This is a genomic window from Bradyrhizobium ottawaense (genome assembly GCF_900099825.1).
Lineage (GTDB): Bacteria > Pseudomonadota > Alphaproteobacteria > Rhizobiales > Xanthobacteraceae > Bradyrhizobium > Bradyrhizobium ottawaense_A.
Map to the genome: position 1 here is coordinate 4,726,433 of NZ_LT629693.1, position 21,391 is coordinate 4,747,823.

Consider the following 21,391-nt stretch of genomic DNA (forward strand, 5'->3'; position numbering starts at 1 on the left):
CTTCCCGAACGCCAGCGAGATCGAGGTGGTGGTCGCGGCGCCGTGGCCGCCGAAGCGCGGTACCAGTACGGGACAGAGCACGCCCTCAGTGGGCGGCGCTCCGGGCAAAGGCCATCATGCTCTCCGGCGACAAATTCAGTTCGCCGGACGCAAGCTTGCCGGCGACCAGGATCAGAACGGATGCCAGCGCTACGCGCAGCACCTTCTCCGGCACGCGTACGGCACAATAGCTGCCGATCACGATGCCGGGCAAAGATCCGATCAGCAATACGCCCATCAGGGGCCAGTCGATCGCGCCCAGCGCCCAATGACCGATTCCGGCGATCAGCGTCAGCGGCACCGCATGGGCGATATCGGAGCCGACGATGCTCGCCATCGGCAGGCGCGGGTAGAGCAGCAGCAGCGCGGTGACCCCGACCGCGCCGGCTCCCACGGACGAAATCGAGACCAGCACCCCCAGCGCCACGCCCACGATCACGGTCGCACGGGCCGTCGTGACGTCGTCGAGCTGCTCCAGGCGCTGGCGGTATCGGTCCATGATCGTCTTGCGGAAGATCAGCGATATCGCCGTGAGCAAAAGCGCAAAACACAGCACCAGGTTGACCAGGCTGCGCTCGGACGCCCCGTTGAGTTCAAGTTGCGACATCGCAACGAGCGTCAGGATGCTCGCCGGGATACTGCCGCTGGCAAGACGAATGACCGCCGGCCAGTGGATGCTGCGCGCCCAGCCATGCACCAAGCTGCCGCCGGTCTTGGTCGCGGCGGCGTATAGCAGATCGGTGCCGACCGCCGTCGTGGGGTGGATGCCGAACAGCAGGATCAGCAACGGCGTCATCAACGAGCCGCCGCCGACGCCGGTCATCCCGACAAGGACGCCGACGCCGAACCCCGATGCAACATAGAGCGGGTCAATCATATCCAGCATCAAGTTCCGGTTTGCACAAACCTACGATATAGCAGTGCAGGGATCGAGATGCGCCGGTTCGCGACCGGTCATATGGAATAAGAATTTTTGATGCGCGCAGCGGCATTCGGTGGGTTTTTTCCCCAATCCGCCCGCGCGCGACGAAATCGTATTCTGCGCTCGCGCGCGTGAATCCGATGCCGGTATCAGGTGCGTGGCGGAACCGCGAAACGTGGCGAGTTTGAGGCTACAACGCGCTGGCATGCCATATGGCACGCTCGGAACGGGCTTGCTGGATCAGCGCTTTCCGAACGCCAGCACGTGCAGTCCGAGCCGCCGCCGGACGATCCAGAACAGCAGCACGGTCTCGAACGCCAGCGAGATCGAGGTCGCGGCCGCGGCGCCGTGGCCGCCGAAGCGTGGCACCAGCGCGACGCAGAGCACGACGTTCATGACAAAGGCCAGCGCATAGGCCAGTGCGCAGATGTGCTGGTGGCCGAGCATGTTGAGCAGCCGCTCGACCGGGCCGATCGCCGAGCGGACCACGAGGCCAACAGCGGCGATGAACATGATGTCGTAGCCGACCACGAATTGCGGCCCGAACAGCCACAACAGCGGCTTGCCCAGCGCCAGCAGCGCCACGGTCGCGGCGAGCGACGGCCAGAACGTCCACTGGATCGCGTGCGTCACGTAGGCCGACAGCCGCGCCTTGTCGCCAAGCGCGTGATACTCGGCAAAACGATGCGCCGTCGTCGCCGACATCGCGTAGTGAATGAAGGACACCAGCGCCAGCGTCTTGACGACGGCGAAATAGACGCCGACTTCCTCCGAGGAGCGGAATTGCTGCAGCACCAGCACGTCGGTGTAGGACAGCAGCAAATAGAAACTCTCGACCAGCAGGATCGGCAGCGAGACCGCGAGCCAGCCGCGGAAGTCATAGGCTTTTGCGCCCGGCTCGATATGGCCGCCGAGCCTGCGGTTGAGCACGATCATCTGTCCGATCATCGCGATCCAGACCGCGGCGGCGCTGGCCAGCATCGCGGCGGTGGCGCCGAGATGAAATCCGAGCACGAAGGCGCCGGCCGTGAAACCGATGATCAGCGACTGGCGCACGATGAATTGCGGCATCAGGCCGAGCCGCATCCAGTCGTGCGAACGCGCAATGCCGTCCTGGGTATTGGCGACGACGAAGGCCGGCAGCGTCAGGCAGCCGATATAGAGCGGAACGATGGCGTTGGCGTCGATCCACGGTGACAGCCCCTTGACGATGCCGGCAAGCCCCAGCGAGACCGCGGAAGACACCGCAAACGTCATCCAGCGGCTGCCGGAGAGGAAGCCGCGCAGCAGCGCGTGCTCGCCGCGGGTGCGATACTCCGGAATGATCTTTTGCGCCGACGCCGAGATGCCGAAATCCATCATGCTGCCGAGCAGCAGTACCCAGGTCCAGACATAGACATAGACGCCGTAATCCGAACCGCCCATCCAGCGCGCGAGCACGATCTGCGAGCAATAGGCCAGCACCGCGCTGATGACACGGATGATGAAGATCGTGCCGGCCAGCCGCCGGGTGACGGAGGCTTCGCCCGAGCCGCCAACAAGGCCGCGAAGCCGCGATCGCAGCCGGCCGACCATACCGGTCGGCGAAGCGTTGGCAGATTGCGTATCCATCACGGCCACAGCGGAACATCCCCGAAACGCGCCACGAGGCGGCGGCGATGTCTGATCTATCAACGATTCGTTAAGATTCGGTTGGGTGGGCGCATCCGTCGTCCCTGCGTTCGTGTTTGGTCCCGGAAGATTGGTTGGACGGAATCGGTGTAGAACGAGGCGTGGCCTTTATCAGGGAGCGCCTCGAGTCATGGAACTGAACCTGCACGCCAATGCTACGACGACGCCAAAGACGCGCGGCTACATCCAGCGCAGCAGGAAATCAGTCGTCCAATTGGCCGCGGAACTCGGGGTTAGCGAGACCACCATTCGTCGCTGGCGCGGACGAACGACGGTCGCGGACCGCTCGCATCAGCCGCGCAACCTGACGACCAGCCTGTCGGCTGTGGAAGAGAGGGCGGTTTGCGAGCTGCGGACGTCGCTGCAATTGCCGCTGGATGACATCGTCGAGGTGATGCAGCGCTGCATTAATGCCAAGCTATCCCGCAGCGCCATCCACCGCTGTCTGCAGCGAAATGGGATTAGTCGGCGTCCCAAGCCGGACAAGCCAAAGGCCGGCGTCTTCGAGACCGCCAGTGTTGGGTTCATCCATATCGACCTCAAGCATCTGCCGGCCCTGCAGCGTCGCACGAGTTATGCCTTTGTCGCCATCGATCGCGCCACTCGCTACGTCTATGTCGAGATCCACTCCAGGCGGGACAGCGAGACTGCGGCCGGCTTCCTCCAGCGCTTCCTGGCCCACTTCCCGCATGATGTTCACACCATCCTGACCGACAATGGCGCCGAGTTCACCGACCGCTTCGCCGTCGACAAGAAGAACAAGCCGCCCGGTCGGCCTTCCGGCAGTCATCCCTTTGATCGGCTCTGCAAGCAACACGGCATCGACCATCGCCTGACCAAGCCCTACCACCCGCAGACCAACGGTTTGGTCGAGCGCTTCAATCGCCGCATCGCCGAAGCCATCGGCCGCGAGGAAAAGCGCGGCAGCGCCCGCCGCACATTCGCCGACCATGCCGATCGCGACGCCTTCCTCGGCAAGTTCGTCCACGATTACAATCGAACCCGCCTCAAATGCCTTGGATACAAGGCCCCCATCCAGGCCCTCACCAATCTTCCGGGACCAAACACGAACGCAGGGACCCATACCGCGTTGCTCTCGCGAGAGCGGCAGGACGGCTGACGCCTTTTCTAACAATGACCGACGGTGGATATGGGTCCCTGCTTTCGCAGGGACGACAAAACTCAATTCAAATTGACATTGAACTCGTACGCCCGGTCGCCGCCGACCAGCGTCAGCTTGAGCGCGGCGCCATCGGCGGTGGCGCCGGGCGGCAGCCCGTCGAGCTCAAAGGCAAATCGCTTGATCCCGGGCGGACCGTGCTCGAGGAGTTTTGGGACCGGCAGCGCCCAGTCGGGGGTCGGCCCTTCGACGAACAGGCTGAGGTCGTTGGTGTCGGGTGCGGCGACATCCACCAGCACGCTGGTCTTGCCGTCGCGTTTGACGTCGAGGACGGTGAGCGGATTGGGGTCGCCGACATTGGCAGGTTTCGGCACCGCGTTGAGCGCTTCCGACAGCGTACCGTCCTCGGTGCTGGCGACGCTGGCAAAGGCGAGCTCGGCACTGGCATCGACGGGAATGCAGAGCTTTTCGCACACCGCGTAATTGATGCTGGCGCGAAGCGTCACCGGCTTGTCGGCATTTTTGGCCACGATCCGCAGCGGCAACACGATCTGCTTGACGTAGCCGAGCGATGTGCCGCCGGCGCCGTCGTCGAATTTGCGCGGCGCCGGCCACAGCACGGTGACCGCCTCGATATTGTCCGATTTCGAAAAGTCGAAGCGCGGCGGAACTCCGGAATCGCCGGGCGTCCGCCAATAGGTATGCCAGCCCTGCTGCAACTGAATGGATACGCCGCCGAGCAGCACCGTGCCGCTGCGCGATCCCGCCAGCAGCCGGACCGCGGAATGTGCGTCGCGTTGCCACGGCGAGGCATCCTCGGCGCGAACCTCTGACGCGGCGCATGCGACGGACAAAATGGCGGCGGCGCCGAGCGCGGCGCGGAGCGGAACCAGGACGATCATCAGACGTCTTTACAGGCAAGTTTCGCCTCAAACCATTGAATTGCGTGTGATCCGCGGCCGAATGGCGCCGTCTGCTTGATTGACAGAAGCGGCACCCGATATCAGGATATGAATCAGCATGAGAGGCCTTTGCGGATGAGCCCTGAAGGCAAGACACCGAAGCGGGGTCGCCGCAAGCCGGCCGGCGTGGGCGACAATTCGCCCGATGCCGGCTATCTCGACGGCCAATTGCTGATCGCCATGCCGGTCATGGGCGATCCGCGGTTCGAGCGTTCCGTGATCTACATGTGCGCGCATTCGCCCGAGGGGGCGATGGGCATCATCGTCAACCGCCCGGCGGGCAGCATCGATTTCCCGGGCTTGCTGGTGCAGCTCGATATCATCAAGCGCGGCGACCAGATCGCGCTGCCGGAAACCGCCGAGACCATGAAGGTGCTGAAGGGCGGTCCGGTCGATACCGGCCGCGGCTTCGTGCTGCATTCGAGCGATTTCTTCATCAAGGATGCGACGCTGAACATCGACGACGGCATCTGCCTGACCGCGACCGTCGACATCCTCAAGGCGATCGCCAAGGGCACCGGACCGAAGCACGCGATCCTGGCGCTGGGCTATGCGGGCTGGGCACCCGGGCAACTGGAAGACGAAATCCAGCACAATGGCTGGCTGCATTGCGACGCCGATCCGGACCTGATCTTCGGCGCCGATGTCGACGAAAAATACCAGCGTGCGCTGCGCAAGATCGGGATCGATCCGGGCATGCTGTCGAACGAGGCCGGGCACGCGTAGTTCGTCGTCCCCGCGAAGGCGGGGACCCAGTAGTCACCAGCGTCAGAAATTACGGACAGCTATGTCTACTGGATCGCCCGCCTTCTGTTCAGCCCGGACAGATCACTGACAGGTGTTCGGAGACATAGCTGACACATCCATAGTGGCTGGAAACCCCTTTTTAGGAGGCCTTCATGCCATGGCGAGAGGTGTCGGTGATGGATGAGCGGCACGAGTTTGTTCGGCTGGCTATGCAGGACGGGGCGAACCGGCGGGAACTGTGCCGCCGGTTCGGCATCGGTCCCGATGTTGGCTACAAGTGGCTGAGGCGCTGGCAGGCCGGCGATCGAGACCTCGTCGACCGCTCGCGCCGACCGCACGTCACTCCTAAACGCAGTGAAGTTGCGACCGAAGCCCGGGTGCTGATGGTGCGCGACAAACATCCGGCCTGGGGCGCCCGCAAGATTGCGCACTGCCTGAAGCGGGACGGGATGGCGGTGCCAGTGCCGTCCACGGTGCATCAGATCCTGTGCCGGAACGGCCGGATCAAACCAACGGAGAATGCGCCGCCGAATCCGGGACATCGCTTCGAGAAGGAAGCCCCAAATCTGTTGTGGCAGATGGACTTCAAAGGCCACATGCCATTGACCAACGGGACCGACTGCCACCCGCTGACCATGGTCGACGATCACTCCCGTTATGTGTTGTGCCTGAAGGCTTGTGCCAACGAACAACGGCTTACCGTGCAGGACCATCTGACAGCGACCTTCCGCCGTTATGGCTTGCCTGACGCCTTCTACACCGACAACGGCTCGCCATGGGGCGACACCTCAGGCGTACACTGGACCGGTCTCAAGGTTTGGCTGCTCAAGCTCGGCGTCACGGTGGTGCATGCCAGGCCACGTCATCCGCAGGCTCGCGGCAAGAACGAGCGCTTCCATCGCACGCTAAAGGACGAGGTGTTCGCCATGCGGCGCTTCCGTAACCTGCCGGAAGTGCAGCAGGCCCTCGATGCCTGGCGTATCGTGTACAATCTGGAACGGCCTCACGAGGCACTCGGCATGGACGTTCCTGCCAGCCGCTATCGGCCAAGTTCCCGCACCATGCCTGATCGGCTTCCAAAGATCGAATATGATAGCCGCGAGATCGTCCGCACCGTCTCGTCGACCCGGCATTATATCTCCTTCAAGGGGCGACTGTGGAAAGTCCCGCAGGCCTTCGCACGCGAGCGGCTCGCCATCAGGCCGCTCACGCGCGAAGGCCTGTATGGAATATTCTTTGCCAGCTGGCAGGTCGCATCGATCGACTTGACGGCAGGCCAAGGTGTCAGTGATGTTTCCGAACAGGTGTCGGCTATGTCCCCGGGCTAAACACTTCGCGGGCGATGACAGCATGATGTTTGCCGCTTACTCCGCCGCCTGCTGCGCCACCGTGGGCACGGTGCCGGCGACCGTGGCGCGGCGCATGTCGCGGGGCTGCGACTGGTCGTAGCGGCGGACGCGGTGCATGGTCTGGCGGTTGTCCCACATGATGAGGTCGTGCACCGTCCATTTGTGGACATAGACGAATTCCGGCTTGGTCGCGTGCTCGGTGAGATCGCGCAGCAACAGCCGCGCCTCCGGCACGGTCATGCCCTTGATGGCGCCGGCATGGGATGACAAATACAGCGACTTGCGGCCATGCGCCGGGTGCGTGCGGACCAGCCGCTGCAGCACCGGCTTGAACAGCTCCTTTTCCTCGTCGGTGTAGTCGAGGAAGCCGAGCGATCCGCGCGAATACATCAGCGAATGTTCGCAGATCATGTCCTCGATCTCGGCCTTGGTGTCGTCGTCGAGCGCGTCATAGGCCGCGCGCATGTCGGCGAACTCGGTGTTGCCGCCCTTCGGGTTCACCACGCGCGCCGACAACAGCGAGAATTTGGCCGGGATCGGGCGGAACGAACTGTCGGAATGCCACAAGCAGTTGCCGAGGTTGAACAGATGCACGCGGCTGTCGCGCGGCAGCGGCTTGCCGTCCTTGCCGAGGTTGGAGACGTCGTTGAGCCCGGTCTGGAGCCGCGAATCCCCCGGCTTGACGACATTGCCGCCGCGCGGATTTTCCCGCTCGCCGAAATTCAGCGCGAACGCCATTTGCTGTTCGTCGGTGATGTCCTGATTGCGAAACAGCAGCACGGCGTATTTGTCCATGCCGGCTTCGATGTCGGCCGCCTCCTGCGGTGTCAGGGCTTTGCGCAAATCGACGCCCGAAACCTCGCCGACGAAATGCGGGTGAAGCTGCCGGATCGTGACCGTCATGGCGTTTCTCCTGAGCGCGGCGGGCGGCTTGTCCCGCTCCATTTGCCGGAAAGGCTACTCTCTGACATTGCGATGTCAACGGAGCAGGGCATGCGCTGCATTCAAGGCGTCATGACTGTGAAAGCGTGCGTTGCGGCAAGCCTCAGGCGTTGCGCGCCATCAGCCCGCCGTCCACCGGAATCACCGCGCCGGTCAGGAACGACGCCGCCGGCAGGCACAGGCTCAGCGTCATGTGGGCGACCTCCTCGGGATCGCCGTAACGGTTAAGCGCGGTGCGGCGCCTGGCATAGATCGCCTTGTGCTCGTCCGAGATTCGGGCGGTGATGGCCGTGGTGATCGGGCCCGGGCAGATGCAGTTGACGGTGATGCCGTCGCGCCCGAGTTCGACCGCGAGCGAACGCGTCAGGCCGGCGACGCCGGCCTTCGCGGCAGAATAGGGGCTGTGCAGGGCGGTGGCGCCGAGCGCTTCAGTGGATGCGATATTGACGATCCGCGGGCATTTCGATTTGCGCAAGTACGGTAGCGCGGCGCGGATGATACGCGGATGCGCGGTCAGCATCACCGCCAGCCCCTTGGCCCAGGCCTCTTCATAGCCGTCATCGTCGATCGCGACCCGCACCGAGATGCCGGCATTGTTGACGACGATGTCGAGTCCGCCGAAATGCTTGGCGACGTCGTTGACGACTGTCGTGATCTCGTTGCGGTCGGCGACGTCGAGCTTCCAGGCTTTCGCCTTGCCGCCGGTTGCCGTGATCGCATCGGCCACAGCCTGCGTGGGCTCGAGGCTGATATCGGTAACGGCGACGTTGGCGCCTTCGGCAGCGAACACCCGCGCGGTGGCGCGCCCCATGCCGCTGGCGGCACCGGTAACGAGAACGGTCAGGCCTTTGACCGAACGGCTGAGCTGTTTGAATTCCGACATGGCAATGGCCCTTGGTTATGGCTCTTGGGAAATGCGCCAAGCAGAAATGCTGCGTCGCGCTGCAGGATTGACAAGGCTGGCACCGATCCGCAGACAGGTCAAACCTGAGCAGCAAGAGGGTGCAATGCGGTGGCCCATATTCCCGGTCTTCAGATTCGTCGCCTGACGACGTCGGACGCCGCCCTTTACCGGGAGATCCGGCTGGAGGCTCTGCAAAAGAATCCCGAGGCGTTCGGCAGCACGTTCGAAAAAGAAAGCGCGCAACCGCTGCCATGGTTCGAAGCGGCCCTTGACCGCGCCGCTATTTTTGGTGCGTTCCTCGATGGGACGCTCGCCGGAATGGCCGCCTATGGCGTGCATGAAAGTACCAAGCAGGCGCATAAGGCGCTGCTCTGGAGCATGTATGTTCGGGCCACAGCTCGAAACTTGGGTCTCGGAAAGCGGCTTGTCGGCGCCGTTCTCGACCATGCGCGCGGGCGCGTGGAGCAGGTTCAACTCAGTGTGGTGAGCGAGAACGAATCGGCGCGCCGGCTTTATGCCGTGCTGGGATTCGTCGAATACGGCTATGAAAAGCGGGCGCTGAGGCAGGATGGGCGATATTACGACGAGGTTCTCATGGTCAAATTCCTCGACGACGGTTCACGTTGAAATATAACAAGAAGGGAAACGGGATGAACGAACTGGATTTCAGCGGCAAGCAGGTGCTGGTGGTCGGCGGCTCCAGCGGCATCGGCAATGGCATCGCGCAGGCGTTCTGTGCCAAGGGCGCGCGGGCGGCGGTGTGCGGCACCCGCGCGGCGGCAGCTGACTACTCCGCTGCCGAAGGCTCGGATCTCGCAGGGCTCGATTATTTTCAGCTCGACGTCAGCAATTCGCAGGCGATCGATACCTTCAAGCCGCCGTTCGAGAAGCTCGACGTGCTGGTGCTGGCGCAGGGTGCGGTGATTTACCGCCGCGGCGAATTCCAGATGGACGGCTTTCGAAAAGTTATGGAAGTCAATCTGATGAGCCTGATGGCGTGTGCGACCAAATTCCAGGCGATGCTGAGCGCAGCCAAAGGCTCGCTGATCATCGTCAGTTCGACCGCGGCCTATCATTCCACCATGGGCAATCCGGCCTACAACGCTTCCAAGACCGGCGCGGTCGGGTTGACGCGTACGCTCGGCGAGGCCTGGGCCGAGAACGGAATTCGCGTCAACGGCATCGCGCCCGGCCTGGTCGACACCAAGATGACCAAGGCGACAACGGCCAATCCGAAGCGCCTCGAAGGCGCGATCGAGCGGATCCCGCTAAAACGGCTCGGCACTCCCGCCGACATGGCCGGCGCCGCATTGTTCCTGGCCTCGCCGCTGTCGTCCTACATCATCGGCCAGACGCTGGTGGTCGATGGCGGGTTGATACTCTGAGCCGAAGCGTTTCAAGCGAAGCATGCCCGCTGACTTGATCCGGGGGGGCGCCGGTTCGCGTCAAGAAAACGCGTCAAAAATATAAGCCCAGGAACCTGATCGGGTTTCGTCGGTTACATCCTCTGAAACAGGAGTGACCATGATGGACAAGGATCGGATCGCCGGTGCGGCGAAGGATTTCGCCGGCAAGGCCGAAGGCGTTGTCGGTAACATGACAGGCGACGCGAAGACGCAAGCCGAGGGTCGTGCACGCGAAGCGGCGGGCGCGGTGCAGAATTTGTACGGCCAGGCCAAGGATGCGGTGAGCGACGCCACCGACGCCGCCGTCAACTACGCCAAGGACGCCTATGACAACCGTGGCGATACCATCCGCGGCGGCCGGAAGGCGGTCGCGCAGACCGTGCAGGAAAATCCGCTCGGCGCGCTCTTGATCGCGGGCGGGATCGGATTTGCGCTGGCATTGATGATGACGCGTCCGCCGCGTCGTCCGCCGCAGCGCTGGCGGTATTACGGCTGAAGTTCTCCGCCGTCATTCCGGGGCGATGCGACAGCATCGAACCCGGAATCTCGAGATTCCCCGATGCGCAATTGCGCATCTGAGGTTCGCGCTTCGCGCGCCCCGGAATGACTCGCGTTATCTGAAAATGACTCGTTTTACCGCGTGATGCTTCCGTCAGGCACGGATGCCGACCGTCCGACATTCGCCGGCGGACGCGGTGCGCCCGGTGGGCCCGGCACACGCGGCGGCGGCGGCGCGACCTGACGTGGCGCGGTGCCGAACCCTCCGAAGAAATCGCGAATCGACGGGGCGGCCTGCGCCGGCCGAATTTGCTTCTTCTGCTGCGGCTGGGGAGGTTGCTGCGGAAGCAGCAGCTGTTTCTGTCCGGGCGTGACGGACACCGTTCCGTCCGGCCCGGTGCTCGCGACCGGGCTCTCGCCCTTGGCCTGCTCGCGGCCGATTTCGCGGCGCGGCCAGGCGAAATCATCGGCGCGGCCGGCCGGCGGCGCCAGCGGTTCGCCCTTCACCAGCGTGCGCGCGGCCAGCGCGTCGACGGCAGCGGGGCGCGTCCCCGGTCCGCCGAGCAACTGATCGGTGCCGACGGAAGAAGCCACCAGCGGCAGGATCGGTCCGGCCAGCGGCCGCGGTGCCGGCTTGCCGGGTTCGGCATTGGCGTCGGGCGTCGCAGGTTCGGTCGGCAGCGCGATCGGCCCGGAACGCGAGGCCAGCAGGCGCGTCACTTCACGCTCGACATAGTGCGCGAGCTTGCGCGCGCCGGGCTTGGTGAAATAGACGCCGTCGTAGGAACGCAACTGGCGGATCTGGCCTTCGAAGTCGGGACCCTTTTGCAGGAAACGGCCGGCCTCGTCGACGAAGCCATCCCAGACATCGACATAGGTGATGCCGGCCTTGCCGGCGACGTCGCGATACAGCGCGTCGAGGAACAGCATGTCGGCCGTTCCCTTGGCGCCGCGCACCGCGGGCAGGCCGACCCACAGCACCGGCACGCCCTTGGATTTCAGGATGCCGACCATCTCCTCGATCTTCTTGGTGTAGAGCTCGACCCAGCGCTCCTCGCGGAACTCGTAGACGCCGTTCGGCGAGCGCGCGCTTTTCTCCGGCGCAATGATCGGCGGCGTGTCGTTGTCGGCGGCATCGTCCGGCGACAGTTCGGTATCGACCGGCTTGTCGTCGGGCTTGGCCGCGGCGTCGGCAGCAGCTTCCGGCTTGGGCTTGGCGTCGCCCGGTTTGGCATCCGGCTTGGCGCGCGCGTCCTTCTTGTCCTTGTCGTCCTTCTTGTCGGCCTTCTTTTCCACCACCGGCTCGCGGATCGAAGTGCGGTCGTTGAGGCCGAGCATGACGACGATGGCGTCCGGCTTCTCGGTGGCAAGGATTCCCTTGGCGGCGGCGGCCCAATCGGCCGGCTCGCCGCGCGGCTGATACTTGATCAGGCCGGACACGGTCTTGTGCTTGCGGATCACGCCCATGTCGGGCTGCTCGGTGTAGGCGTCTTCCAGGCCGTAGGCGAGCCAGTCGGCCATGGCGTCGCCGAGCACCAGCACGTTACGTTCCGGCACGGTGTCGTGCTTGGCGGGCGCCGGTGCCCTGGAGAAATCCTCGACGGCGCGCCGTTGCGGGGCCTGTTGCTGGAACGGTGCGAAGAAGTCGCCGCCGAACCAGCCGCCGGGGCCGCCATTGCTGCGTGGCGCGGGACGCTGCGGCGGGCCGCCGAAATTGCCGAAATTGAAGAACTGCGCGGAAGCGGGGCCCGCGATCCCGAGCAGAAGCGCGAGCGCAACCGCCAGCGCGACCAGCGGGCCGGTCTCGGTGAATACGCGAAAAAACGACTTTGGCTTCGGCATCCGGCTCGGTCGCAGTGCAATGGAAGGTGTCAGCTATAATAGCGGAATCAGGCCGCAAGCGGGCAGATTTCGTGCCCATAAACCGGGCTTCGGGCATACCCGTCAAGGTGCCGGCCAAATTGCGGTTTTCAGGGTTACTTTCGCCGGGAAACCGGACTCTTCTCGGGGGCGTTCCAGAGCTTCAGGGCGCTTCAGCGTCCCCGCAGCCGTTCCAGCACGTCGGAAGAGGCGAATCCATCCGCAGGCGCCCCGATCGAGGCCTGGAAGCTGCGCAGCGCCTCCCGGGTCTGGCCGCCGAACTGGCCGTCCGGGGTGCCCTTGTAGAAGCCGCGCTGGGCCAGCAGCTGCTGCAGTTCCAGCCGCTCGGCCTTCGATAGGACGCGCTCCTGCCGCGGCCACGGCTGCACAAACGGCGGTCCGCCGCGCAGGCGGTCGGCGAAGTGCCCGATCGCCATCGCATAGGCTTCCGCCGGGTTGTATTTCATGATCACCCGGAAATTCTGCATCATCAGGAAGCCGGGCCCCGCGGCGCCGGCCGGCGCCAGCAAATAGACCTTGTCGGTCGCGTTCGGGAACGGCTTGCCGTCGGCGCGCCTCAGGCCTCTGCTCTGCCATTGCGCAAACGTCATCGCCTTGGCCTTGTCGGCCAGCATGAAGTCAAACCCCTGCGGCAGCACCACCTCAAAGCCCCAGGTCTGGCCGGTCTGCCAGCCGTCCTTCTTGAGGTTGTTGGCGGTGGAGGCAATCAGGTCGGCGGCGTTGTCGACGACGTCGCGGCGGCCGTCGCCGTCGCCGTCGACGGCGTAGCGCTTGAAGGCGGTAGGCATGAATTGCGTCGGTCCGAACGCGCCGGCCCAGGAGCCGCGCATCTGCTCGGGGCGCAGATCGCCGCGGTTGAGGATTTCCAGCGCGGTGAGGAACTCGTCCTTGAAATAGGCCTGGCGGCGGCCGACGCAGGCCAGCGTCGCGGTCGACTGCACCACGTTGCGATCGCCCATCTGGGTCGAGTAATTCGATTCGATGCCCCAGATCGCCGCGATCGCGTAGCGGTCGACGCCATAGGCTTTCTCCGCCGCGTCGAACTGCGGCTTGTACTTGGCGAGGATCTCGCGACCCCTGGCGAGGCGGTTGTCGTTCACGAGGATGTCGAGATAGTCCCAGATCGCCTTGGTGAATTCGGGCTGCGAATCCATCAGGTCCATGATGCGCAAATCAGGCTCGAGCCCCGCCGTGAAACGCTCGAAGTTGGCTTGCGTGATGCCGCGGCGTGCGGCATCGGGCCACATCCCGGCAACGCAATTCGGAAAATTCGCGGCCGCCTCGCGGATCGCCGACGCCGTCATCAACGGATGGCCGGAAGCGCCGTCCTCGCCGCTCCAGGGCGGCGGCGCACCGTCGGGGCCGGGCGTTGCCTGGGGCGAGAGTGCGGATTTCGGTCCGGAGAACAGGTTGCCGAGAAAGTTCGAAACCCCGTTATTGCCGGATGATTGGGCGTGGGCTTGGCCGGATGTCAGCGCGGGGGCGAAAAGCAGCGGCGCCGCCGCAACCATGATGGCGCCGGTTCGTTTGTTGATCGCTGATGCCGTCCAACGCATGTCGTACCCGTCCGCCGCAGGAACCCGTTTCAGAAGGCCTTGTCACGGTTTCCAACAGCTTAACAAAGGCCAGATTTTGTTGTTTCCGCCGGCTTCCGCAAGGGCAGGGTAGAATCGCCTCCACACATCCGCCTTTGTTCCCGGCTGCAAACCAGTTACCAACGTGTGATCAACACATTTCCTCGCTCCTCGTTTTCAAGGCCCGACCATCCCCATGAAAATCCGAAAAGCCGTCTTCCCGGTCGCCGGTCTCGGCACCCGCGTCCTGCCCGCCACCAAGGCGATGCCGAAGGAAATGCTGACCATCGTCGACAAGCCGCTGATCCAGTACGTCTTCGACGAAGCCAGGGAAGCCGGCATCGAGCATTTCGTCTTCGTCACCGGGCGCAACAAGGGCGTGATCGAGGACCATTTCGACCTCATGTTCGAACTCGACGCCACGCTCGCCGCGCGCGGCAACAAGAAGGCCGAGCAGGACATCCTGGCCCGCGACCAGCCTGCGGCCGGCGCCACCAGCTTCACCCGTCAGCAGGCGCCGCTCGGTCTCGGCCATGCGGTGTGGTGCGCGCGCGATATTATCGGCGATGAACCCTTTGCCGTCGTGCTGCCGGACGAACTGGTGCTCAACACGCCGGGCTGCCTCAAGCAGATGATCGATGCCGCGAGCCAACTCGGCGAGAAATCCAATCTGCTCGCCGTCGAGGGCGTGCCCGATCATCTCACCCATCAATACGGCATCTGCGGCGTCGGCAAGCGTACAGCCTCCAACATGTTCGAGGTTGACGGCATGGTAGAGAAGCCGCCGAAAGGCACTGCGCCGTCGAACCTTTCGATCACCGGGCGCTACATCCTGCAGCCGGAGATTTTCAAGATTCTCGAAACCCAGGAGCGCGGGGCCGGCGGCGAAATCCAGCTCACCGACGCGATGATCGGGCTTGCGAAAACGCAGAAATTCTACGGCGTCGAATTCGAAGGCGAGCGGCACGATTGCGGCTCCAAGCCGGGCTTCCTGCGCGCCAACATCGCCTACGGCATGGCGCGCCCCGAATTGCGCGACGGCCTGCGCGCGGAGATGAAGAAGTATCTGGAGAAGTGACTGGAAAAGCGCACGCGCTTTTCCAGTCATTCCGGGATGGTCCGAAGGACCAGACCCGGAAGTTCGAACTTCCGGGTTCGATGCTTCGCATCGCCCCGGAATGACGGTGGAAGCCTAAGCCACCAGCGCGAGCTGCGGGAGGCTCGCCAGCACCGACTGATTGCGGCCGTTGGCCTTGGCCGCATAGAGCGCCTTGTCGGCGGCTGCGATGAGGTCGGACCAGTCCAGCGACGCGGCCGGAATCATGCTGGCGACGCCGATGCTGACGGTCGAGACCGGATCTTCCGACCAGTGCGCGACCTTCAGGCGGACGGTTTCAGCCATCCTGAAGGCTTCCACGTTCGAAAGGCCCGGCAACAGCAGTGCGAATTCCTCGCCGCCGAAACGCGCCGCGCAATCGCCGGCCCGCCGCACCGAGTCCGAAATGCAGATCGCGATGCCGACCAGCACCTGATCGCCGGCCTGGTGGCCCCAGGTGTCGTTGTAGGATTTGAAATGATCGGCGTCGATCATCAGCAGGGCGACCGGCGTGCCGCTGCGCGCCGCGCGCCGCCATTCGAGATCGATCTCGGTATCGAACTTGCGGCGGTTCTTTAAGCCCGTAAGGGGGTCGGTGGTCGCGAGTTCTTCCAGCCGTTCCTCGGCGCGGGCACGGCGGCCGATCTCGCGGGCGAGAAACAGCGTCACCCCGAGCACGAACGCGATCAACGCCGCCATGATCCCTGCGATTCGCGTTGCCTCGGTACGCCACAAATTGAGAATGCTGGTCCATGGTTTGCCGACCTGAACAATCAGGGGGGAACTGCTGCTGCGCCATACGAATAGCCGCGTCACGCCATCGACCACGCTCGGCCTGGAATAGGATCCGCTCGGTTCACCCAGCACCTGGGTCATTCCGGGCACCTGGCTGAGATTGTGGCCGATCACATCGAGGTCGAACGGCGTCCGCATGATCACGGTGCCGTCGCGGCGATAAACCGTGATGATATCGTCTGCGCCAAGACGCAGGCGGGCGAACAGGTCGTGGAAATAACTGAAACGGATCGATCCGGCGACCACGCCGAGAAATTTGCCGTCGGCGCTGGTGATGCGGCGGCTGAGCACAATGGCATAGGCGCCGCGATGCAGCATCGGACGACTGAGGAACAGGCCGGTGTCCGGCGCCTCACGGTGAACCGTGAAATACTCTTCATCCGCGCGATTTTCAGGGACCGGATCCAGCGTCGAGGCATCGACGATCAGCCGCCCCTCGGCATCGAATACCTGGATCGCGCCGAAATGCTTCGCGGTGGCGGCATGATCGAACAGGATCAGGTGCCGGATCGGCGCGCTGACCTGCTTGATTTCCGGCAGCAGCATACTGCTGGCGACCGCGCGCAGCGACAGGTCGTAAAGTTCGACGTTGCGGCTGATCTCGGAATCAATGCTGGAGGCAAGATTTTCGAGGGTCTGGCGCGCCAGTTCCTCTTCCCCGTGCCGCATGTCGAGCATGACGCTGGCGCAGATCGCGGAAAAGCCGATAACGGTGGCGACCGACGACGCGATCAGCAATTTTGCCGATAGCCGCCAGCGCCGTTTGGCCACGTCTTTTCGCCGTCCGAATAGCATCGTCCGCTCCCTGCCCCCTTATGGGCGCGATACGTTGTTGCGGCCTTAAACCGTGACGGCGATATAATAATGAGTTAACGCTTGGTTGCCGGGACCGGTGGCTCTTTGCGTAAATCAATATCGGGGATACGGGTGAACGATTACGACCTGCTGCGGGACTATCTGAAAAAGCAGAAGCTTCCCGAATTCGTGCTGACCTTCGAGCAGATCGAGGAGATCATCGATGCGGCGCTGCCGCGCGCGGCGCACCGCGCCTCGTGGTGGGAGACCGAGCGCAGCCCGCAGGAGAAGATGCCGCAGCGCGAAGCCTGCCTCGACGGCGGCTACATCGCGACCCGGCAGGCGGATGGCAAGAGCGTCAAGTTCCGGAAGAAACCGCCGCCGCGTCGTCCCCGCGAAGGTAACTGATCCGATCGCAACCGCCGCAAGGTCCGCACGGCTTCCCGTGCGGACCCCAACGGTCGCACGCGCCCCAGCAGGGCGATCGCTTACTGATTGACGGGCGTGCGCGGATGCTTCGTCACGCGAACGTTCGGCTGGTAGGCGAAAGCATTGTGAGTGTCGGTCGGATTGGTCGCCGCCAGATTCGGGTCGCGGAAGCAATCGCCGCCGATGCCGGCGGATGCCGCCTGGCATTGCTCCATCGTCGAGAAGCCGCAACTGGTCATGTGACCGGTCACGTCCTGGCGACAAAATTCGCCGGCGGTCGCCGTAGAGGTGGTCAGCGCACCAAAGGTGGCTGTGGCAATCAAGGCCGCAGCCGGCGCGATAAGTTTTGCGAATGCATTCATTTTCATCTCTTGCTGTTGGCGGTTTGCCAGCCCGCAGCACAGATGGGTGCCTGACATCGATGCGCCAGCGCACTCAAACATTGTTGAAGTGATGACAATCATATGAAGGCGCGAGACGTTAGCAAAAGCAGCGTAATTCAGCATTCGGAAGGTGTCGTCGAAGCCATGACCTGGTGCATGCCCCGCATGCGCGGGGCATAACGCTAATCCGCCCTACGGCGCGCCGCGCATGCATTGCTTCGGGTGCGCGCGCAACGACAGATGCCTGCGACAAATCAACCCGACGGGCAAATCACCAAAAGTCTGTCCAGCCCTTCGCGCAAAAATATTTCAGTTGCAGCGTCGGGCAAATCAACTCCACAACTCCCGCCATCCTGTCCCACCAGAGGGGCGTAGGCCATCGTCGCAAACGAGGGGCAGGGAGCGGTGGACGCGATGGCGGCGAAGACGAGCGCTGCTGTTGCGTACGGTGAAATCGTTTGGGTCCGACGCCCCGGTGCTGGCGTCAAGTTGGCGGAAGCGAAAGCCGAAGCTGATGATGGTGGCAAGAAAGCCGGTCACCAGGACGAAATCGTATAAGCCGTAAAGCCATTGCGCAGGGAAGGCCGGATGCCTCCGCCAAACCTGTATGCTTGCGTGCACACTCTTGCTGCAACTATCGCACGCAAGACCGCGGGTGCGGCGCGCACCCGGTCTTCCCTGCGCCCTCTGATTTCGAGGGCAAGGTTTCCAGCAAAACTCCGGGCGCATCGCGCCGCGAGAATGCGGACTTATGTTTGCTCTATTGTTTGAACATCAATTGGCGACCACATCATCGATCGATGTCGTCCCTGCGAACGCAGGGACCCATAACCACAGGACGTTGTTGTGGCGCTGGCCTATCGATCAGACTTTTCGCAGAACATTGACGGCACGGCGTATGGGTCCCCGCGTTCGCGGGGACGACAACAATAACGACTCAGCTCGCCGCTTCCAGCCGCTCTTCCGTCAGCAGCCGCATCGCGGCGTCGGCGTCCATCGGTTCGCCGAAGGCAAAGCCTTGCGCGTATTCGCAGCCGAGCTGGTAGAGCTCGACGGCATCCGAATCCGTCTCGGCGCCTTCGGCGACCACGTCCATGCCGAGGTCGTGGGCGAGCGCGATGATAGACTTCAGGATCACCGGGCGGGTGCCGCGGCTCGTCGTGCGCACGAACGACTGGTCGATCTTGATGGTGTCGAAGGGGAAGCGCTGCAGATAGGCCAGCGAGGAATGGCCGGTGCCGAAATCGTCCAGCGACAGTCCGGTACCGAGTTCGCGGATCCGCGTCAGCATCTGCGCCGCGTGCTCCGGATTTTCCATCACCAGGGATTCCGTCAATTCCAGTTTCAACGTGCCGCGCGCCACCGAGGATCGCGACAGCACGGTGCGGATATCGTGAATCAGGTCGTGGCGCAGCAATTGCCGCGAGGAGACATTGACGGAGGCAAAGATCGGCTCGCGCGAGCGCATCGCGCGCTGCCAGATCGCGAGCTGGCGGGCGGTCTGGTCCATCACGAACATGCCGAGGTCGACGATCAGGCCAATCTCTTCCGCAATCGAGATGAATTCCGACGGCGACATCCGGCCGAGCTTGGGATGATCCCAGCGCGCCAGCGCTTCGAAGCCGGCGATCGAGCGATCCTCCAGCCGCACGATCGGCTGGTACAGGATGGTGATTTCCTGGCGCTCGATGGCGCGGCGCAATTCGCTTTCCAGGGTCAGCCGGTCGGTCTTGCGGGCGCGCATCGCCGGCTTGTAGACGTCGATGCGGTCGCCGCCGATGCGCTTGGAATGATACATCGCAAGCTCGGCGTCCTTGATGATCTCGTCGGACAACTGCGTCTGCGGATCGGAAAGGGCGAGGCCGATGGAAGCGGTCAGGAAGATCTCGCGGTCGTTGAAGGCGATCGGCGCGCGGATGGTCTTGCGGATGGTCTCGGCGAAGGCGGTGATCCGCGCCGGGTCCTGCTCCGACATCAGGATCAGGCCGAACTGGTCGCCGGCGAGCCGCGCCAGCGTGTCCTGCGGTTTGAGGATGCGGGTCAGCCGCCGCGCCAGGGTCAGCAGGATCGAGTCGCCGACCGCGATGCCGACGGAATCGTTGACCTGCTTGAAGCGGTCGAGGTCGATCACCATCAGCGTCGGCCGCAGGTTCGGCATCGACTTGGCGAAATTGGCGACCGCGCCGAGACGGTCGATGAACAGCTTGCGGTTCGGCAGGCCGGTGAGATTGTCATGCACGCTATCGTGCAGCATCCGCTCTTCGGCATTCTTGGCTTCGGTGACGTCGGTCAGCGTGCCGACCACACGCGAGACCTCGCCGTCGGAGCCGACCACCGGGCGCGCCTTCAGCGCGAACCACATGAAGTGACCGTCCGGGGTGCGCAGGCGGAAATCCTGCACCAGCCGGCCGCGGCGCTGGTCGAGCACAGAGTCGAGCGCTGCCCTGAACCGATCCTGATCGAGCGGATGCAGCACTTCGAGCCACTTGGCGGCGGGGCCTTCCAGCGTGCCGCGTTTCAGGCCGAGCAGGCTCTCGGTCTCTGGGCTGGTGAACACCTTGTCGGCGGAAACGTCCCAGTCCCAGATCAGGTCGCCCGAACCGGTCAGCGCCAGCGCGCGGCGCTCGACGTCGGAGACCACCCCGGTGGTGGCGCCGCCGCCCGCAAACGCGTGCTGCATCACCGTAAACCCGATCAGCATCACGATCAGCACCAGGCCACCGAGCAGTGCGGGACCGACGATGTCGTTGGTGACAGAGCCCGCCACCGTCATGCCGGCGGCGATCACCCAGACCACCAGCAGGAACCAGGTCGGGATCAGGAGTACGGCGCGGTCGAAACCATGGGTCGAGAGATAGACGATCAGCGCAAAGCCGGCGAAGGCGATCAGCACCAGCGACATGCGCGCGATACCGGAGGCCACTGCCGGATCGAACAGCGCCAGCGCCACCAGCGAGCCCAAAAATGTCAGCCAGCCCACCGTGATGTGGGAATAGCGCACATGCCAGCGGCTGAGATTGAGATAGGCAAACAGAAACACCAGCAGCGTTGCGGCCAGGATCGCCTCGCCCGCCGCGCGCCAGACGCGCTCGGCGTTGTTCGACATGTCGAGCACCTTGCCCCAGAAGCCGAAATCGACGCCGATATAGACCAGCACGGCCCAGGCTAGCGCTGCCGCGGCCGGGAACATGATGCTGCCCTTGACCACGAACAGAATGGTCAGCACCAGCGCCAGCAGGCCGGAAATGCCGATCACGATTCCCTGGTAGAGCGTGAACGAGTTGACCTTGTCCTTGTAGGCGTCGGGCTCCCACAGATAGAGCTGCGGCAGCTTGTCGGTGCGCAGCTCCGCAACGAAGGTGACGACGGCGCCGGGATCGAGCGTGATGCGGAAGATGTCGGCGGTCGCACTTTCCTGGCGCTCGGGACGGTCGCCGGTCGACGGCGTGATCGTCGCGATGCGCGACAGGCCGAGATCGGGCCACAGCAGGCCCGACGACACGATGCGATAGTGCGGGGCGACGATCAGGCGGTCGAGCTGGTCGTCGGTGTTGTTGGCGAGCGCGAACACCACCCAGTTCTGGCCGCCTTCGCGGGCGCGGACCTCGATGCGGCGGACGATGCCGTCGGTGCCGGGCGCGGTGGAAACCTGGATGCGGTCGGTGTCGCTGCGCTGATGATCGAGCACCGCGGTGAGGTCGATTGCAGGCGCGTCACCGCGGACGCTGACCGCGTCGATGGCGCGTGCCGGGGTCGCGGCCGCAACAATCATGAGGCCCAGCGCAAGCAGCGGCGCAAGGCACCTGATCAGACGCAATGTCAGTACTCCGCGATCAACGAAATCCCGGGGCCAGCGCATCGCCCCGCATTGCCGCGAT

19 protein-coding genes are annotated in these 21,391 nt (G+C 64.0%); 9 read left to right on the top strand and 10 right to left on the bottom strand.

Translation table 11 applies throughout. From position 1 onward, the window contains the following. Positions 1 to 85: 85 nt before the first annotated feature. Together BLR13_RS22020 and BLR13_RS22025 are read right to left on the bottom strand one after the other, a co-directional pair. Positions 86 to 916: a sulfite exporter TauE/SafE family protein gene (locus tag BLR13_RS22020; protein WP_074831234.1), complete on the bottom strand. Its 831-nt coding sequence runs from the start codon at positions 914 to 916 to the stop codon at positions 86 to 88. Between the two features lie 285 nt (positions 917 to 1,201). After that, on the bottom strand, positions 1,202 to 2,581 hold the full coding sequence (locus BLR13_RS22025; protein WP_074819606.1) for a polysaccharide biosynthesis C-terminal domain-containing protein: 1,380 nt from the start codon (positions 2,579 to 2,581) through the stop codon (positions 1,202 to 1,204). Between the two features lie 181 nt (positions 2,582 to 2,762). Here BLR13_RS22025 and BLR13_RS22030 point away from each other — a divergent pair, with 181 nt between their 5' ends. Further along, positions 2,763 to 3,752, top strand: coding sequence for an IS481 family transposase (locus BLR13_RS22030; RefSeq protein ID WP_074819604.1), 990 nt, complete (start codon positions 2,763 to 2,765; stop codon positions 3,750 to 3,752). A 62-nt stretch (positions 3,753 to 3,814) separates the two neighbouring features. Here BLR13_RS22030 and BLR13_RS22035 read toward each other — a convergent pair whose 3' ends face one another. After that, the gene (locus tag BLR13_RS22035) at positions 3,815 to 4,654 is read right to left on the bottom strand and encodes a protein-disulfide reductase DsbD domain-containing protein (RefSeq protein ID WP_074819601.1); all 840 of its coding nucleotides are present in this window, start codon (positions 4,652 to 4,654) and stop codon (positions 3,815 to 3,817) included. A 135-nt stretch (positions 4,655 to 4,789) separates the two neighbouring features. On the opposite strand from BLR13_RS22035, the gene BLR13_RS22040 reads away from it, so the two are divergent. Continuing rightward, positions 4,790 to 5,440, top strand: coding sequence for a YqgE/AlgH family protein (locus tag BLR13_RS22040; protein WP_074819599.1), 651 nt, complete (start codon positions 4,790 to 4,792; stop codon positions 5,438 to 5,440). A 173-nt stretch (positions 5,441 to 5,613) separates the two neighbouring features. Further along, on the top strand, positions 5,614 to 6,789 hold the full coding sequence (locus BLR13_RS22045; RefSeq protein WP_074819596.1) for an IS481 family transposase: 1,176 nt from the start codon (positions 5,614 to 5,616) through the stop codon (positions 6,787 to 6,789). Positions 6,790 to 6,825: 36 nt separating this feature from the next. Here the strand turns inward: BLR13_RS22045 and BLR13_RS22050 are convergent, their stop codons facing one another. Further along, on the bottom strand, positions 6,826 to 7,713 hold the full coding sequence (locus BLR13_RS22050; RefSeq protein WP_074831233.1) for a TauD/TfdA dioxygenase family protein: 888 nt from the start codon (positions 7,711 to 7,713) through the stop codon (positions 6,826 to 6,828). Positions 7,714 to 7,855: 142 nt separating this feature from the next. Further along, positions 7,856 to 8,635 carry an SDR family NAD(P)-dependent oxidoreductase gene (locus tag BLR13_RS22055; RefSeq protein ID WP_074819594.1) on the bottom strand — a complete coding sequence of 260 codons (780 nt, stop codon included), beginning with the start codon at positions 8,633 to 8,635 and terminating at the stop codon, positions 7,856 to 7,858. A gap of 129 nt (positions 8,636 to 8,764) precedes the next feature. On the opposite strand from BLR13_RS22055, the gene BLR13_RS22060 reads away from it, so the two are divergent. From BLR13_RS22060 to BLR13_RS22070, 3 genes are all read left to right on the top strand, one after another. Next, complete coding sequence (locus tag BLR13_RS22060) at positions 8,765 to 9,283, top strand: GNAT family N-acetyltransferase (RefSeq protein WP_074819592.1); 519 nt, start codon at positions 8,765 to 8,767, stop codon at positions 9,281 to 9,283. A 23-nt stretch (positions 9,284 to 9,306) separates the two neighbouring features. Further along, the gene (locus tag BLR13_RS22065) at positions 9,307 to 10,041 is read left to right on the top strand and encodes an SDR family NAD(P)-dependent oxidoreductase (protein ID WP_074831231.1); all 735 of its coding nucleotides are present in this window, start codon (positions 9,307 to 9,309) and stop codon (positions 10,039 to 10,041) included. A 142-nt stretch (positions 10,042 to 10,183) separates the two neighbouring features. Then, positions 10,184 to 10,558 (top strand): CsbD family protein, encoded by a 375-nt coding sequence (locus BLR13_RS22070; RefSeq protein ID WP_074831230.1) that lies wholly within the window; start codon positions 10,184 to 10,186, stop codon positions 10,556 to 10,558. 137 nt (positions 10,559 to 10,695) lie between these two features. On the opposite strand, the gene BLR13_RS22075 is transcribed toward BLR13_RS22070, so the two are convergent. Next, the gene (locus tag BLR13_RS22075) at positions 10,696 to 12,402 is read right to left on the bottom strand and encodes an SGNH/GDSL hydrolase family protein (RefSeq protein ID WP_074819590.1); all 1,707 of its coding nucleotides are present in this window, start codon (positions 12,400 to 12,402) and stop codon (positions 10,696 to 10,698) included. 191 nt (positions 12,403 to 12,593) lie between these two features. Next, positions 12,594 to 13,997 carry a lytic murein transglycosylase gene (locus BLR13_RS22080; RefSeq protein WP_074819588.1) on the bottom strand — a complete coding sequence of 468 codons (1,404 nt, stop codon included), beginning with the start codon at positions 13,995 to 13,997 and terminating at the stop codon, positions 12,594 to 12,596. Positions 13,998 to 14,211: 214 nt separating this feature from the next. Here BLR13_RS22080 and BLR13_RS22085 point away from each other — a divergent pair, with 214 nt between their 5' ends. Beyond that, positions 14,212 to 15,093 (top strand): UTP--glucose-1-phosphate uridylyltransferase, encoded by an 882-nt coding sequence (locus BLR13_RS22085; RefSeq protein WP_074819585.1) that lies wholly within the window; start codon positions 14,212 to 14,214, stop codon positions 15,091 to 15,093. 114 nt (positions 15,094 to 15,207) lie between these two features. Here the strand turns inward: BLR13_RS22085 and BLR13_RS22090 are convergent, their stop codons facing one another. Continuing rightward, a complete protein-coding gene (locus tag BLR13_RS22090) occupies positions 15,208 to 16,701 on the bottom strand; it encodes a sensor domain-containing diguanylate cyclase (RefSeq protein ID WP_074819582.1) in 1,494 nt (497 codons plus the stop codon). A gap of 132 nt (positions 16,702 to 16,833) precedes the next feature. Here BLR13_RS22090 and BLR13_RS22095 point away from each other — a divergent pair, with 132 nt between their 5' ends. Next, the gene (locus BLR13_RS22095) at positions 16,834 to 17,109 is read left to right on the top strand and encodes a DUF7662 domain-containing protein (RefSeq protein ID WP_074819581.1); all 276 of its coding nucleotides are present in this window, start codon (positions 16,834 to 16,836) and stop codon (positions 17,107 to 17,109) included. Positions 17,110 to 17,189: 80 nt separating this feature from the next. On the opposite strand, the gene BLR13_RS22100 is transcribed toward BLR13_RS22095, so the two are convergent. Beyond that, positions 17,190 to 17,636 (bottom strand): DUF3551 domain-containing protein, encoded by a 447-nt coding sequence (locus BLR13_RS22100; RefSeq protein WP_079586074.1) that lies wholly within the window; start codon positions 17,634 to 17,636, stop codon positions 17,190 to 17,192. Between the two features lie 291 nt (positions 17,637 to 17,927). On the opposite strand from BLR13_RS22100, the gene BLR13_RS40280 reads away from it, so the two are divergent. Next, the gene (locus tag BLR13_RS40280) at positions 17,928 to 18,071 is read left to right on the top strand and encodes a hypothetical protein (protein ID WP_154070799.1); all 144 of its coding nucleotides are present in this window, start codon (positions 17,928 to 17,930) and stop codon (positions 18,069 to 18,071) included. 379 nt (positions 18,072 to 18,450) lie between these two features. Here the strand turns inward: BLR13_RS40280 and BLR13_RS22105 are convergent, their stop codons facing one another. After that, on the bottom strand, positions 18,451 to 21,330 hold the full coding sequence (locus tag BLR13_RS22105) for an EAL domain-containing protein (RefSeq protein WP_074819577.1): 2,880 nt from the start codon (positions 21,328 to 21,330) through the stop codon (positions 18,451 to 18,453). Between the last annotated feature and the right edge of the window lie 61 nt (positions 21,331 to 21,391).

Bases quoted from the DNA above. Each gene is read 5' to 3' on its own strand.
- BLR13_RS22090 (WP_074819582.1), bottom strand. From the start codon at position 16,701: ATGCTATTCGGACGGCGAAAAGACGTGGCCAAACGGCGCTGGCGGCTA.
- BLR13_RS22065 (WP_074831231.1), top strand. From the start codon at position 9,307: ATGAACGAACTGGATTTCAGCGGCAAGCAGGTGCTGGTGGTCGGCGGC.
- BLR13_RS40280 (WP_154070799.1), top strand. From the start codon at position 17,928: ATGGCGGCGAAGACGAGCGCTGCTGTTGCGTACGGTGAAATCGTTTGG.
- BLR13_RS22030 (WP_074819604.1), top strand. From the start codon at position 2,763: ATGGAACTGAACCTGCACGCCAATGCTACGACGACGCCAAAGACGCGC.
- BLR13_RS22035 (WP_074819601.1), bottom strand. From the start codon at position 4,654: ATGATCGTCCTGGTTCCGCTCCGCGCCGCGCTCGGCGCCGCCGCCATT.
- BLR13_RS22100 (WP_079586074.1), bottom strand. From the start codon at position 17,636: ATGCTGAATTACGCTGCTTTTGCTAACGTCTCGCGCCTTCATATGATT.
- BLR13_RS22070 (WP_074831230.1), top strand. From the start codon at position 10,184: ATGGACAAGGATCGGATCGCCGGTGCGGCGAAGGATTTCGCCGGCAAG.
- BLR13_RS22080 (WP_074819588.1), bottom strand. From the start codon at position 13,997: ATGCGTTGGACGGCATCAGCGATCAACAAACGAACCGGCGCCATCATG.
- BLR13_RS22020 (WP_074831234.1), bottom strand. From the start codon at position 916: ATGATTGACCCGCTCTATGTTGCATCGGGGTTCGGCGTCGGCGTCCTT.
- BLR13_RS22055 (WP_074819594.1), bottom strand. From the start codon at position 8,635: ATGTCGGAATTCAAACAGCTCAGCCGTTCGGTCAAAGGCCTGACCGTT.
- BLR13_RS22050 (WP_074831233.1), bottom strand. From the start codon at position 7,713: ATGACGGTCACGATCCGGCAGCTTCACCCGCATTTCGTCGGCGAGGTT.
- BLR13_RS22085 (WP_074819585.1), top strand. From the start codon at position 14,212: ATGAAAATCCGAAAAGCCGTCTTCCCGGTCGCCGGTCTCGGCACCCGC.
- BLR13_RS22045 (WP_074819596.1), top strand. From the start codon at position 5,614: ATGCCATGGCGAGAGGTGTCGGTGATGGATGAGCGGCACGAGTTTGTT.
- BLR13_RS22075 (WP_074819590.1), bottom strand. From the start codon at position 12,402: ATGCCGAAGCCAAAGTCGTTTTTTCGCGTATTCACCGAGACCGGCCCG.
- BLR13_RS22040 (WP_074819599.1), top strand. From the start codon at position 4,790: ATGAGCCCTGAAGGCAAGACACCGAAGCGGGGTCGCCGCAAGCCGGCC.